Raw genomic sequence first — 13,448 nt, forward strand, 5'->3', positions numbered from 1 at the left:
CGGGCCGGGTTCGAGGATCGTCTCGGGCATGGACTTTTGTTCCTATCCGCGGTCTCTTGGAGCCGGCTTGGACGGTCGATCGGCTTGAGGCGGGACCGGGCCCGTATCAAGCCGTTCCCGCGATGGCGTCGGCGAAATCCTTCGCCCGGAAAGGTTCGAGATCGTCGATGCCCTCTCCGACGCCGATGAAGTAGACGGGCAGCTTGTGGCGGGCGGCGATGGCGACGAGGATGCCGCCGCGCGCGGTGCCGTCGAGTTTGGTCATGACCAGCCCGTTGACGCCCGCGACGTTGCGGAAGATCTCGACTTGGCTGAGCGCGTTCTGGCCGGTCGTCGCGTCCAGCGTCTGGAGCACGGTGTGCGGGGCGTCGGGCTCGCGCTTATTGAGAACGCGCACGATCTTCTCCAGCTCCGCCATCAGCTCGGCCTTGTTCTGAAGGCGGCCGGCCGTGTCGATGATGAGGACGTCGGACCCGTTCTCCACCGCGCGGTCGTAGGCCTCGTAGGCGAGGCCCGCCGCATCGGCGCCGATGGCTTTCGCCACGACCTCCGAGCCCGTGCGCTCGCCCCAGATCTTCAGCTGCTCGACGGCGGCGGCGCGGAACGTGTCGCCCGCGCAGAGCGTGACCTTCAGGCCGCCGCGCACGAGCTTGGCGGCGAGCTTGCCGATCGTGGTCGTCTTGCCCGTGCCGTTGACGCCGACGACGAGGATGACGTGCGGCTTCTTGTCGAGGTCGAGTTCCAGCGGCAGGGCGACGGGGGCGAGCGTCGCCTCCACCTCGGCGGCGAGGATGGCGCGCACCTCGGCGCCCGAGATCTCCTTGCCGAAGCGGCCCTCGGACAGGCGGTCGGTGATGCGCGTCGCGGTCTCGTAGCCGAGATCGGCCTGGAGCAGGACGTCCTCGAAATCCTGGAGGGTCGCCTCGTCCAGCTTCTTCTTGGTGAAGAGCGCGGTGATCGAGCCTGACAACTGGCTGGAGGAGCGCGCCAGACCCTGGCGCAGCCGCTCGAACCAGGGAATGCGCGGGCCGACCGGCATGAGCGCTTCCGGCACGGCGGGCGCCTCGCGGCGGCGCCAGCCTTCGTGCGGCACCGTGTCGTCGAGCGTGTCCGCGCTGCCGTCGGCCCGGGCTTCCGGCTCGAGGAAGGAGAAGTCGGGCTCGGCCTCTTCGTCTTCCGGCGGCAGCGGCGCGTCGGCATCGAGGAAGGAGAAGTCCGCCTCGTCCTCGGGCAGGGGTTCGGCGGCGAAGTCCTCGACCGGTTCGCCGAAGGCCTCGGGCTCTTCGGCGAGGTCGGGCGCGGGATCGGGAAGGGGCGTCGTCTCGTCGACGGGCGCCTGGGTCGCGGCCTCGATCTCGTCCTCGGGCGGCAGGGGCGCGTCGAGCCAGGAGAAGTCGGCCTCGTCCGCGGCCGGCGCATCCGCCGCCGGCTCCGGTTCCCGAGCGGGACTTGGCTCCGGCGAGAAAAGCGCCGCCGTTTCGGCATCTCGGGTCGGCGGTGCCGGCTCGGCCGTCGTTTCCGGCGGCGTCACGACGAGAGGCGCCAGCGCCTCGGCCGGCCGCGTCTCCAGCGAGAGAGCCTGATCGGCAGGCGGAACAAGGGTTGCATGCTCCGGCTCGGCCCGCGTTGAGACCTCGGGCTCGAAGCTCGCGGGGGGTGCCGGCGGCGTCGCGTCGCGTTCGACAGGCGGTGCCGGCGGGGCCTCGGCGGCGGCCGACGCCACCGGCGGTTCGGCCGGCGGGCGCTCGTCCTCGACGCGCGCGGAGCCGAAGGAGAAGATCCGCCGGAAGAAGCCTTTGTTTTCAGACATGCTGGTCCGTCATTTCCTGAAGCGGGGCGGCCTGGAGCGCCGAGCCGTCGTGACCGGTGAACCTAGCGCCTGCGAGCGTGCCGGGGAGGCCGAAGGGCATGGCCACCGGCGTGAAGTCCGCAAGGCGCCCGCGCCGGCCGCGCTCGACGAGCACTTCGGCGGTGCCGCCGACCCTTTCGGAGAGGTGGCGCGAGAGGGCGGCGGCGCCCAGCGCGCGCAGGCGCGCGGCGCGTTCGCGCACGACGGCCGGCTCGACGGGGGGCATGCGCGCGGCGGGCGTTCCCTCGCGGGCGCTGAAGGGGAAGATGTGGGTGAAGGCGAGGCCGCAATCCTCGACGAGGGCCGCCGTGTTCTCGGCCATCGCTTCGGTCTCGGTCGGGAAGCCCGCGATGAGATCGGCGCCGAAGGCGATGTCGGGCCGGCGCCGGCGCATGTCCTCGCAGAAGCGCACGGCGTCGTCGCGCGAATGGCGACGCTTCATGCGCTTCAGGATCATGTCGTCGCCCGCCTGAAGCGAGAGATGGAGATAGGGCGCGAGCCGCTCCTCCGTCGTCATCGCGTCGAGAAGGGCCTCGTCCGCCTCGACGGAATCGATGGAGGAGAGGCGAAGGCGCTTCAGATCGGGGACGCCGGCGAGGATCGCCTGCACCAGCCGGCCGAGACTCTGCGCGCCCGGCAGGTCCGAACCGTAGCTGGTGAGATCGACGCCGGACAGGACGACCTCGGCGACGCCGCTTGCCGCAATGCGCCGGATGCGCTCGACGACGGCGCCGGCCGGCACCGAGCGGGCGGGGCCGCGCGCGAAGGGGATGATGCAGAAGGTGCAGCGGTGGTCGCAGCCGTTCTGGACCTCGACGATGGCGCGCGCCCGGCCCTCGATCGCATCGACCAGATGCGGCGCGGTCTCGGTGACGCTCATGATGTCGTCGACGCGGATCTTCTCCTCGGCCGAGACGCCGAAATCGGGAAGGCTGGAAAAGCTCTCGGCCTGCGTCTTCTCGGCATTGCCGAGGACGGCATCGACTTCCGGCATGGCGGCGAAGGCGGCCGGATCGAGCTGCGCGGCGCAGCCGGCGACGACGATGCGCGCCGAAGGGTTCTCGCGCCTCGCCTTTCGCACGGCCTTGCGGGCCTGCCGCACGGCCTCCTCCGTCACGGCGCAGGTGTTGAAGAGGATGGTGTCGGACAGGCCCGCGCGCCCGGCGGCCTCGCGCATTCCGGCCGATTCCAGCGTGTTCAGCCGGCAGCCGAAGCTCACCACCTTGATGCCGCCCGAAGAGGCGGCGGTCGCCGCCGCGCTCATGGGGCGGGGCTGTCGTCGCGGGAAAAGGCGCCGGTCGCGGGGTCGAGACGGCCCGACCATTCCCATTCGGCGGGGCCGGTCATGGCGACGTGGTCGTCCTCGCGCCATTCGATCGTGAGATCGCCGCCGGGCACGGTGACGGTGACGAGACGATGCGTGCGCCTCGAGCGCGCACCGCTGACGGCGCTGGCGCAGGCGGCCGAGCCGCAGGCGCGGGTCAGGCCGACGCCGCGTTCCCAGGTGCGGATGGTGATCGCGTCGGGCGCCTTCACCTCGGCGATGGTGATGTTGGCGCGCTCGGGAAAGAGCGGGTGGTTTTCGAGGATGGGGCCGAAGCGGTCGAGCTCAAAGGACCAGACGTCGCGGTCCACGAAGAAGACGGCGTGGGGATTGCCCATGGAGACGACGGAGGGCGAATGGAGGATCGGCGCGTCGATCGGGCCGATCTGAAGCTCGATGGCGCGCGTGTCGTGAAACGGCTCGGAAAGCGGAATGTCCTGCCAGCCGAAAAGGGGGATGCCCATGTCGACGGTGAGGAGGCCGTCCGGGCCCTCCTCGCCGAAGAGAAGGCCGGCGCGGGTTTCGAAGGTGAAGGCGTATTGGCCGAGATCGGCCGCCAGCGCCTGGACGACGCAGCGCATGCCGTTGCCGCAGGCGCCGGCTTCCGATCCGTCGGCATTGAGGATGCGCACGAAGGCGTCGGTGCCGGCCGTCGCGGGATCATGGATCGCCATGATCTGGTCGAAATGGGTCTCGGGCCGGCCGGCCAGCGCGATCGCTGCAGCCGGCGTTACCCGATCGGTGCGGCCGCGAAGGTCGGCGACGAGAATTTCGTTGCCGAGCCCGTTCATGCGCGCGAAGGGAATGGTCTGATCCTGGCCCATGCCCGTTATATGGCCGAGCCCGCCGACGAATGCCAGCCGGCCCGGAGGTTCCGCCGTCAGGAAGCGACGGCCTGGCTGGAGACGAGGCGCAGCTTCGGCCGGCTGCGGCGGCTGCGGAAGGTGAGGCGCACGGTCTCCTCGCTCTCCTCGCGCTCGCCCAGATGATAGCCGAGCTTGCCGGCGAGCTCGATGCACTGGTCCACGATGCGCGTGGACACGGAGCGCGTGAACTCGGCTTCGCGACGGCTCATCAGCAGTGCCATCATGCCGACTTCGAACCCGTCGTCGAACTCGGCGCTGCGAGCGGGAAAGCGAACCTTCAGCTCGTCAGCCACTTCGATCCTGCGCATGGACGTCTACGCCTCACCCTGATTCTCGATGACCCATCATCGGTCGGGCATGGTTAACGTCCGCTTAATCGCGGGATCGCAAGTGTCGCCGAGCCGGCCTCGAGGCCGGCTCGGCGGGGGCCCCCGCGTACCGGTGCCTCTAAGATCGGCGTCGTCCTCGCGGCGCCCGTCCTCGATCTCGACATCGGTCCGGTCGAGCGGCTCCTCGTCCCAGCGGTAGCTGCGGGCGCGGCGCCGGCCGAGACTGTCGTCGCGGCGCGCGAAGCTTGCCGGCGGCGCCCCGGCCGCATGTCCGCCGATGCCCGAAATGCCGCTGCGCAGGCCGGCGTCGGATGTCGCGACCGTTCGATCGGCGTCGCCGCCGGTCGCGGCAAGGCTCGCATCGCCGAAGACCGGCGAGGTCGCGGGGCCGCCCCAGCCCTCGGCGCGCCAGCTGTCTTCGCGCTCGTCGAGATCGACCGTGCCCGCATCGTCGAGAAGATCGAGCACGCGCGAGCGGTCGCCGGGGAGAACGGGAAGGGAGAGGAGCGTGCCGCCGCGCGACAGGCCCTCGGCATAGGTTCCCCGGTCCTCGCTCGGCAGGAAGAGATCGCCGAGCTTCTCGAAGAAGCCCTTGTGGCGCGTCTCGCGGTCGGTCGCGGCGGCCAGCGCCTCGTCCGGCGCGCCGTCGTAGATCTGCGCGTGCTCGACGGCAATTCCTTCGTGGCGCAGCCGGTCGAGGGCGGCCTGCGCGTCGCTGCGGGTTTCGAAGAAGGCGGTCACGGTTTCGCGGCCGCGGCGGCTGGTGTCGGATGGCATGTCGCTGATCCTCCTGGCCATGCAGTTGTCGGGGAATCAACGGAGGGCGCGGGGCGCTCGTTCCTGCGGAGGCGAAGATATTAATCTCGACTTATGGAAGTCGCCGGTCGCTCACGTTTCCCAATCGACGCCGATGGCCTCTCTGTCGAGCTTCTTTCCCTCCGCCACGATTTCCTTCTTCTCCTCGCGGTCGGCCGCGTCCTCGGGCTCGGGCATGTCGGCGCCCTCGGCGCTGGGGGTGAGGGCGAGGCGGAAGAACATGGGAAAATGATCGGAGCCGCCGGCGGGCATCCGCTCGATGGCGACGATGGCGAAGCGCGCATCGTGGAAGAGATGATCGAGCGGCCAGCGCAGGAAGGGAAAGCGCGCGTCGAACGTGTTGTAGAAGCCGCGGCCGATGCGCGGATCGAGGAGGCGCGAGACGCGCTGGAAGAGGCGCGTCGTGTTCGACCAGGCGACGTCGTTGAGATCGCCCGACACGACGGAGGGCAGGCGCTCTTGTCTCACGATGTCGGCGACCATCAGGAGTTCGGCGTCCCGGCCGAGCGAGTCCATGGTCGGCACGGGCGGCTCGGGATGGACCGCGTGGAAGCGGAAGCGCTGCCCGTCCCGAAGGGTCACGGTGGCGCCGAAGGAAGGGACCTCCTCCATCAGAAGGCACTGGATCGTCGTCTGCGACAGTTCCAGGCGCGAGAAGAGGATCATGCCGTAGGCATTGGGATAGGGCGCGGAGAGGACGTGGGAATGCGTCTGCCGCAACGGCTCCAGCGCGTCGCACCAGGGCTGGTCGGTCTCCATGAAGAGGAGGAGATCGGCATCGGCCTGCCGCGCGATGGCGAGCGCGGCGGCATAGTCGCGGTTCGACATCTTCACATTGTAGGAGAGGACCGAGACCGTGTCCGGCGCATCCTCTCCGTCGACGAGCCGGCCCTTCGACTGCTTCTTCCAGAGCGGCGTGAAGGGCAGGATGCAGATCGTCTGGACGACGAGCACGACGAGAAGCGCGGCCAGGATCGACCAGCGCGTCGCCGACGGGGGAACCCACCAGAGCGCGGCCGCTACGAGCGCGGCGGCGAGAACGAAGATCTGAAGGCGCGGGAAGGAGAGGCTGCGCACGAAGCCGTGCGGTATGCGCAGGAAGGAGCCGAGCGTGGCCGCAAGGAGAATGCCCGCGAGGAGGCCGATTACGATCTCTGCCCACATCGGTCCGTCTCCTGGCCCCGAAGGACGCCACCCTGTCCAACTGTTTCCGGCGACACGGCGCGGAACGAGACGCGGCATAGGGTTGCGCGGAGGAGGCAAAAGGCAAGGGTGGCTGCACATGCAGTGCGGACAGCGGGACCTCGATCTGCACGGCTGGCCGAGGTCTTACGAGACCCTATTCGGGATGCTATCTATCTTTTCTCGATGACTGGGCGAGGTTCGGTTCATGTCGGATTCAACGGTTCTTTCTTCTGATTTCGAGATCCAGATTCCCGAGTCGGTCCGGTCCCAGAACAAGTGGGACGTGGGTCAGGAGTTTGCCTTCGTCCCGACGCCGGCCGGGGTGCTGCTGGTTCCTGTTCCGACGCGCGACCGTCTCCAGGGCATCGCCGCCGGCGCCAACACGGAAAACTATCGCGACCGTAACGATCGATACTGATGCGGGCGGTCGATACGTCGGCTTTCATCGAATGGCTTGCGAATTCGCCGACGGGACGACCTATCGAGCCGTTGCTGCCTCGGCGAGACGCTTGGATCGTTCCGACGATGGTCCAACTCGAATTGTCCAAGTGGCTGCGGCGAGAGGTCGATCCGGAACGGGCAGGTGAAGTCGCCGCCTTCATGGAAAAATGCGTCGTCGTTCCCCTCGATACGACGATCGCCCTTCTCGCCGCGGAGCTTTCCGCCAGCGCCAAGCTGGCGACCGCCGATGCCGTCATCTATGCGACCGCACGGCATCATCGCGCGTCTCTTCTGACATCGGATGCCCATTTCATCGGTCTTCCCGATGTCGTCCATGTGCCGAAGCTTCGGGCCTGAATTCGCGCATTCTTGACCTCGTCCCCCCATCCGTGCTTTAGGCAACCCAAATCCGCGAGCATCCGTCCGCGAGCCGCCGACCGTTTGTCGGGATTTTCTGCCTGATGGCAGACGCCCCGACGTTACGGAGGTCCCCATCCGCCAGCGAGTGTCGCCCGCGGATGCGGCTTTGCTTTGGGCGTTCGCGGCTTGTTGCGGCTGATGGTCCGTCACCACATTCGCGATCGTGCGCAGCCGGTCTTCCGATCGGCCGGCGCCGGCGAAGGACGGAAGGGACGATATGTTCGACTCGTTGCAGACCCGCCTGGGGTCCATTCTCTCCGGCCTGACCGGACGCGGCGCCCTGTCGGATGCGGACGTGGCGGCGGCGCTGCGCGAGGTGCGGCGCGCCCTGCTCGAAGCCGACGTCGCGCTCGAGGTCGTTCGCTCCTTCACCGACCGCGTGCGCGAGAAGGCGGTCGGCGCCGAGATCGTCAAGTCGATCAAGCCCGGCCAGATGGTCGTCAAGATCGTCCATGACGAGCTGGTCGCGACGCTCGGCTCCGATCACGCGCCGATCGATCTGAACGCGCCCGCCCCGGTCACGATCATGATGGTCGGCCTCCAGGGCTCGGGCAAGACGACGACCTCCGGCAAGCTCGCCAAGCGCCTGACGGAGAGGCAGAAGAAGCGGGTGCTGATGGCCTCGCTCGACACGCGCCGTCCGGCCGCGCAGGAGCAGCTGCGCGTCCTCGGCGAGCAGACGGGCGTGGCGACCCTTCCGGTGATCGTCGGCCAGGACCCCGTCGCCATCGCCTCGCGCGCGGCCCAGGCCGCCAAGCTCGGCGGCTACGACGTCCTCATCCTCGACACGGCCGGCCGCACGCATATCGACGAGCCGCTGATGGCCGAGATGGCCGAGATCAAGGCCCGCTCGAACCCGCACGAGATCCTGCTGGTCGCCGATTCCCTGACCGGCCAGGACGCGGTGAATCTGGCGCGTTCCTTCGACGAGCGCGTGGGCATCACCGGCATCGTCCTCACCCGCATCGACGGCGACGGTCGCGGCGGCGCGGCGCTCTCCATGCGCGCGGTGACGGGCAAGCCGATCAAGCTGATCGGCACCGGCGAGAAGATGGACGCGCTGGAGGATTTCCATCCCTCGCGCATCGCCGACCGCATTCTCGGCATGGGCGACATCGTCAGCCTCGTCGAGCGCGCCTCGGAGAACATCGACGCGGAAAAGGCCGCGGCGATGGCCAAGAAGATGCAGTCGGGCAAGTTCGACCTCGACGATCTCGCCGACCAGATCCGCCAGATGCAGAAGATGGGCGGAATGGGCGGCATGATGGGCCTCATGCCCGGCATGGGGAAGATCAAGGATCAGGTCGCGGCCGCCGGCATCGACGACAAGCTCCTGAAGCGCCAGCTCGCCATCATCTCCTCGATGACCGCCTTCGAGCGCGGCAATCCCGATGCGCTGAAGCACTCGCGCAAGAAGCGCATCGCGGCGGGCTCGGGCACCTCCTCGGCCGACATCAACAAGCTCCTGAAGATGCACCGGCAGATGGCCGACGTCATGAAGTCCATGAAGGGCGGCAAGGGCGGCGGCATGATGGGTCAGCTCATGGGCGGGCTCGGCGCCAAGCTCGGCCTCGGCGGAGGCGGCGGTGGAATGGGCGGGATGGGCGGGATGCCCGATCTCTCCAAGATGGACCCCAAGCAGCTCGAGGCGCTCGCCAAGATGGCGCAGGCCAAGGGCCTTCCCGGAATGCCGGGCGCGGGCGGCCTGCCGAAGGGGCTTCCCGGTCTGCCCGGCTTGCCGGGGCTCCCCGGGCTTCCCGGCCGCAAGAAATAAGTGCGGCCCGGCCGCAAGACATAGCCTCGGCCGCCTCCCGGCGCCGAAGTTGAGACGACCAGAGAACGACATTCAACTCATCGAACGAAGGACAGACCCATGCCCCTGAAGATGCGCCTTGCCCGTGCCGGCTCCAAGAAGCGCCCCTACTACCACATCGTCGTCGCCGACGCCCGTTCGCCCCGCGACGGCCGCTTCATCGAGACCGTCGGTTCCTGGAACCCGATGCTCCCGAAGGATGCCGAGCGCGTCACGCTGAAGGACGAGCGCATCAAGCACTGGATCTCGGAAGGCGCCCAGCCGACCGACCGCGTGCTGCGCTTCCTCGACAAGGCGGGCATCGTGAACCGTCCCGAGAAGAAGAACGAGACCAAGGGTCTGCCCGGCAAGAAGGCGCTCGAGCGCATCGCCGAGAAGAAGCAGCGCGAGGAAGACGCCGCGGCGAAGGCCGAGGCCGCCGCCGCTGCCGCGGAAGCCGCCAAGAACGCGCCGGCCGAAGAGACGGCCGAGTAATACAAGCGGTTGTAAAGCTCGATTTTACAATCGTCGCATAGACTGCGCGGCGCGGCGGGGGAAACCCCCGCCGCGCCGTTTTCGTTCGTGCCGCCACCGGGCGGCCGCCTGTTCGGGGATCGATGCCATGACGCACGAGCCGGCCGCCGCGCCCGACGACCTCTTCGAACTCGCACCCTCGCCCCTCTGGCTGGAGGACTGGAGCGGCGTGCGCGCGCTGCTCGATGGCTGGCGCGCCGAGGGCGTGACGGATCTGCGCGCCTTTCTCCTCGCCGACCGGGCGCGGCTGCGCGCCTCGACCAAGGGCATCCGCATCCTCCATCTCAACGCCAAGGCACTGGCCCTCTACGAGGCCGCCGACACGCAAGCGCTCGTCGCCGAGCTCGGCGCGGTCTTCCAGGGCGCGATGCTGGAGAACCATCTCGAAGAGCTCGTCCAGCTCTGGGACGGGGCGACGAGCTTCACCAGCCGGGCCGTCAATCACACACTGACCGGACGGCGCCTCGACATCCAGCTGAAGGGGCGCGTCCTGCCCGGCCACGAGGCCGACTGGAGCCGGCTTCTCGTGGCGACGGAGGATGTGACCGACCTCCTGGAGACACGCCACAGGCTCGCGGAGAGCGAGGCCTATGCCAAGGGGCTCTTCGAGCATTCGCCGGTCTCCCTCTGGGTCGAGGACTTCTCCTCGATCCGTCTCCTCATCGAGGAGGTTCGGGAGAACGGCGTTACGGATTTTCGCACCTTCCTCAGCGTCCATCCCGAATTCGTCTCGCGCTGCATGAGCGAGATCCGCGTCCTCGACGTGAACCGCCAGACGCTGCAGACCTTCGCCGCGCCCGATCTGGAGACCCTTCTCCTGCGCCAGGGCGACGTCTTCCGCGACGGGATGCACCAGCCCTTCCTGGAGCAACTCGTCGATCTCTGGAACGGCAAGCTTTCGCAGAGCCGGGAGGTCGTGAACTATTCGCTGAGCGGCGAGGAGCTGCATTTCCTCATGCAGTTCTCCGTCCTGCCCGGGCACGAGGAGGACTGGGCGCTGGTGCAGGTGGCGCTGACCGACATCACCGCGCGCAAGAAGGCCGAGGCCTATCTCGAATATCTCGGCAAGCACGACGTCCTCACCAAGCTCTTCAACCGCTCCTTCTACGCCGACGAGCTGAACCGGATCGAGCGGCGCAAGACCGAGCGCTTCACCGTGCTCGTCGCCGATCTCAACGGGCTGAAGGTCCTGAACGACGGGCTCGGCCATGCCGCCGGCGACACGCTGCTCCGTCGCGCAGGCGAGGTGTTCAAGGAGGCGGTCGGCAAGCCCTGGACCGCCGCGCGCATCGGCGGCGACGAGTTCGCGGTGCTGATGCCCGGCGCGGGCCCGGACGAAGGACGCACGCTCTCCTCCGCCATCGGAGAGCTCTGCGAGATCAACAACCAGTTCTATCCCGGCGAGCCGCTCTCGCTCTCCATGGGCATCGCCTCCGTTCGCCCGGGCGAGCGCCTGGAAGACACGGTGAAGCGCGCGGACCTTCGCATGTACGAAGCCAAGCGCGCGTACTACCAGCACCAGGGCGTGGACCGGCGCAGCTCGATGGCTTGACGCGGGGAGGCAGGGCCCGCAAACAGGCCGCTCCCCGCCAATAGCCCGAGCGAACGCCTTGTCCGATCCGAAACCTCAGGCCCCGGCCGATCCCGTCCTTCTCGGCGTCGTCGGGGGTGCCCACGGCATCAAGGGCGAGGTGCGCATCCGTTCCTTCACCGCCGATCCCACCGATATCGGCGCCTATGGTCCGCTCGTCGACGCCAAGGGCAACCGCTACACGATCCGCTCCGCGCGGGTGCAGAAGACGGTCGTCGTCGCCGCCATCGCCGAGGTGCGCGACCGCAACCATGCCGAACGGCTGAACGGGACCGAGCTCTTCGTCGACCGCTCCATGCTGCCTGACGAGGACGACGAGGACGCGTTCTTCCAGACCGACCTCGTCGGCCTTTCCGCCGTCAGCGTGACGGGCGAGCCGATCGGCACGGTCATCGCGATCCATGATTTCGGCGCGGGCGACGTGGTGGAGATCCGGCCGGAGCGCGGGGCGACCGTGATGATCCCCTTTTCCGAGGCCGCCGTTCCCGAGATCGACATCGAGGCGGGCTCGATGACCGTCGAGCCCGTCGCGGCCGGCCTCGCCGAGACGGTCGGCGATCAGGCGGAGGAGGCGGCGGGGCTTGCCGAGCCCGGCGCCGGGGAGCCGGAAGGGCGTTGAGCTTCCGCGCGACGATCCTGACGCTCTATCCCGAGATGTTTCCGGGGCCGCTCGGCATCTCGCTCTCGGGGCGCGCGATGCAGCGGGGCGACTGGTCGCTGGAGACCGTGCAGATCCGCGACTTCTCGGTCGGGCGCAACCGCATGGTGGACGACACGCCGTCCGGCGGCGGGGCGGGCATGGTCCTGCGCGCCGACGTCCTGGGACAGGCGATCGACGCGGCGTCGCCCGAGGGCGATCCGCGCCCGCGCCTCCTCATGAGCCCGCGCGGCCGGCCGCTCGACCAGCGCTTCGTGCGGGCCTTGAGCGCGGGTCCGGGCGCGGTGATCGTCTGCGGGCGCTTCGAGGGCGTCGACGAGCGGGTGATCGAGGGGCGGGGCCTCACCGAGGTTTCGATCGGCGACTACATCCTCTCCGGCGGCGAGATCGCGGCGACCGTCCTGCTCGACGCCGTCGTGCGGCTACTGCCCGGCGTCATGGGCAACGCGCTCTCCGGCGAGACCGAGAGCTTCGAGGCCGGCCTTCTGGAACATCCCCACTACACCCGCCCCGCCCAATGGGAGGGCCGCACGATCCCGCCCGTCCTCACCTCCGGCGACCACGGAGCCGTCGAGCGCTGGCGCCGCGGCGAGGCCGAGCGGATCACGCGGGAGCGGCGGCCGGATCTTCTGAAGGGCTGAGCTTTCCGCTCTCAGCCCTTGGCGAAGTAGTAGGCCGCGAGGGCGAGCCCGACCACGATGACGAAGCTGCGCACGTAGATCTGGGGCAGGCGCTTGGCGATCCAGACGCCGGCATAGCCGCCGAGCGCGACGCCGGGGATCATGGCGAGGGCGCCGGGCCAGTCGACGACGCCGCCGCCGACGAAGATCACGATGGCGACGATGGCGATGACGGTCGCCAGCATGTTCTTGAGCGCGTTGAGGCGGTGGTAGTCGCCGCCTTGCGTGAGGCCGAGCGTCGCCAGCATCATGATGCCCATGCCGGCGCCGAAGAAGCCGCCGTAGATGGCGGTGACGAATTGCGCGATCGGGCCGGCGAGGCCCTTGCCGCGCGCGGCCTCCTCGGCATGGCGGGGCTTGGGCTTCAGCCAGGGGCCGGCGGCGAAGAGCCCGGTGGCGGCGAGAAGGAGCCAGGGGACCATCGCCTTGAACTGCGGATTGTCCAGCGACAGGAGGATCAGCGCGCCGAGCGTCGAGCCGAGAACCGAGACGACGGCGAGCACCAGGGCGCCCCGCCACATCCGCTTGATGTCGCTCCAATAGGCGAGGGTGGAGGTGACGTAGCCGGGAAACTGGGCGATCGAGGACGTGGCATTGGCCGAGATCGGGGGAACGCCGATGAGGCTCAGCGCCCCGAAGGAGACGAAGGTGCCGCCGCCGGCCACCGCGTTGATCGCGCCGGAGGCGAAGCCCGCCAGGAAGAGGAGGGCGATTTCGAGAAGCGGCATCTGACGTGTCCCCGGCCGGCGCAGCGAGCATGCGCCGGAACGGATCGAGGAATAGGAGGATGGCTCAGGTCCGGCAAGGCATGCGCCCGGCCAATACCAACGAGAAAAGGCGATGGGGCCGGCTCGACAAAACGGCTCCTTGCGTGTAAGGCACGCCCCGTTCCTCAGAATAACTTGACCGTGCAGAACGGCCATGACCGGCTGAGCCGGCATGAAATGAAGAGAGGCTCCCGTC

The 13,448-nt window shown here is 68.8% G+C and carries 14 protein-coding genes; 7 read left to right on the forward strand and 7 right to left on the reverse strand.

All coding sequences use genetic code 11. From position 1 onward, the window contains the following. Positions 1-106: 106 nt before the first annotated feature. The 6 genes from ftsY to ASG62_RS06450 form a co-directional block, all read right to left on the reverse strand. The gene (gene ftsY / locus ASG62_RS06425) at positions 107-1,810 is read right to left on the reverse strand and encodes a signal recognition particle-docking protein FtsY (RefSeq protein ID WP_056695403.1); all 1,704 of its coding nucleotides are present in this window, start codon (positions 1,808-1,810) and stop codon (positions 107-109) included. Beyond that, a complete protein-coding gene (gene mtaB, locus ASG62_RS06430; RefSeq protein ID WP_056695405.1) occupies positions 1,803-3,113 on the reverse strand; it encodes a tRNA (N(6)-L-threonylcarbamoyladenosine(37)-C(2))-methylthiotransferase MtaB in 1,311 nt (436 codons plus the stop codon). Before mtaB ends, ftsY begins: the two co-directional genes overlap by 8 nt. Beyond that, positions 3,110-3,997 (reverse strand): diaminopimelate epimerase, encoded by an 888-nt coding sequence (gene dapF / locus ASG62_RS06435; protein ID WP_056695407.1) that lies wholly within the window; start codon positions 3,995-3,997, stop codon positions 3,110-3,112. Before dapF ends, mtaB begins: the two co-directional genes overlap by 4 nt. Before the next feature lie 56 nt (positions 3,998-4,053). Continuing rightward, a complete protein-coding gene (locus tag ASG62_RS06440) occupies positions 4,054-4,347 on the reverse strand; it encodes a hypothetical protein (protein WP_056695409.1) in 294 nt (97 codons plus the stop codon). A 36-nt stretch (positions 4,348-4,383) separates the two neighbouring features. Then, positions 4,384-5,145 (reverse strand): hypothetical protein, encoded by a 762-nt coding sequence (locus tag ASG62_RS06445; protein WP_057180333.1) that lies wholly within the window; start codon positions 5,143-5,145, stop codon positions 4,384-4,386. Positions 5,146-5,256: 111 nt separating this feature from the next. Beyond that, the gene (locus ASG62_RS06450; protein ID WP_056695413.1) at positions 5,257-6,348 is read right to left on the reverse strand and encodes an endonuclease/exonuclease/phosphatase family protein; all 1,092 of its coding nucleotides are present in this window, start codon (positions 6,346-6,348) and stop codon (positions 5,257-5,259) included. Positions 6,349-6,574: 226 nt separating this feature from the next. Between ASG62_RS06450 and ASG62_RS06455 the strand changes: the two genes are divergently transcribed. The 7 genes from ASG62_RS06455 to trmD all read left to right on the forward strand — a co-directional run bounded on the left by ASG62_RS06455 (position 6,575) and on the right by trmD (position 12,446). Then, the gene (locus tag ASG62_RS06455; RefSeq protein WP_056695414.1) at positions 6,575-6,787 is read left to right on the forward strand and encodes a hypothetical protein; all 213 of its coding nucleotides are present in this window, start codon (positions 6,575-6,577) and stop codon (positions 6,785-6,787) included. Continuing rightward, entirely contained in the window at positions 6,787-7,167 is a 381-nt protein-coding gene (locus ASG62_RS06460; protein ID WP_056695415.1) for a type II toxin-antitoxin system VapC family toxin, read from the forward strand. The genes ASG62_RS06455 and ASG62_RS06460 overlap by 1 nt, the downstream gene beginning before the upstream one ends. Before the next feature lie 280 nt (positions 7,168-7,447). Continuing rightward, positions 7,448-9,004 (forward strand): signal recognition particle protein, encoded by a 1,557-nt coding sequence (gene ffh, locus ASG62_RS06465; protein ID WP_056695416.1) that lies wholly within the window; start codon positions 7,448-7,450, stop codon positions 9,002-9,004. 99 nt (positions 9,005-9,103) lie between these two features. Continuing rightward, positions 9,104-9,517 (forward strand): 30S ribosomal protein S16, encoded by a 414-nt coding sequence (rpsP, locus tag ASG62_RS06470; RefSeq protein WP_056695419.1) that lies wholly within the window; start codon positions 9,104-9,106, stop codon positions 9,515-9,517. 127 nt (positions 9,518-9,644) lie between these two features. Continuing rightward, complete coding sequence (locus tag ASG62_RS06475; protein ID WP_056695421.1) at positions 9,645-11,108, forward strand: sensor domain-containing diguanylate cyclase; 1,464 nt, start codon at positions 9,645-9,647, stop codon at positions 11,106-11,108. 58 nt (positions 11,109-11,166) lie between these two features. Further along, the gene (rimM, locus tag ASG62_RS06480) at positions 11,167-11,766 is read left to right on the forward strand and encodes a ribosome maturation factor RimM (protein WP_056695423.1); all 600 of its coding nucleotides are present in this window, start codon (positions 11,167-11,169) and stop codon (positions 11,764-11,766) included. Further along, the gene (gene trmD / locus ASG62_RS06485; RefSeq protein ID WP_056695425.1) at positions 11,763-12,446 is read left to right on the forward strand and encodes a tRNA (guanosine(37)-N1)-methyltransferase TrmD; all 684 of its coding nucleotides are present in this window, start codon (positions 11,763-11,765) and stop codon (positions 12,444-12,446) included. Before rimM ends, trmD begins: the two co-directional genes overlap by 4 nt. A gap of 11 nt (positions 12,447-12,457) precedes the next feature. On the opposite strand, the gene ASG62_RS06490 is transcribed toward trmD, so the two are convergent. Next, a complete protein-coding gene (locus tag ASG62_RS06490) occupies positions 12,458-13,213 on the reverse strand; it encodes a sulfite exporter TauE/SafE family protein (protein ID WP_056695428.1) in 756 nt (251 codons plus the stop codon). Positions 13,214-13,448: the final 235 nt, after the last annotated feature.

Source organism: Aureimonas sp. Leaf427 (assembly GCF_001425485.1).
Classification (GTDB): domain Bacteria; phylum Pseudomonadota; class Alphaproteobacteria; order Rhizobiales; family Rhizobiaceae; genus Plantimonas.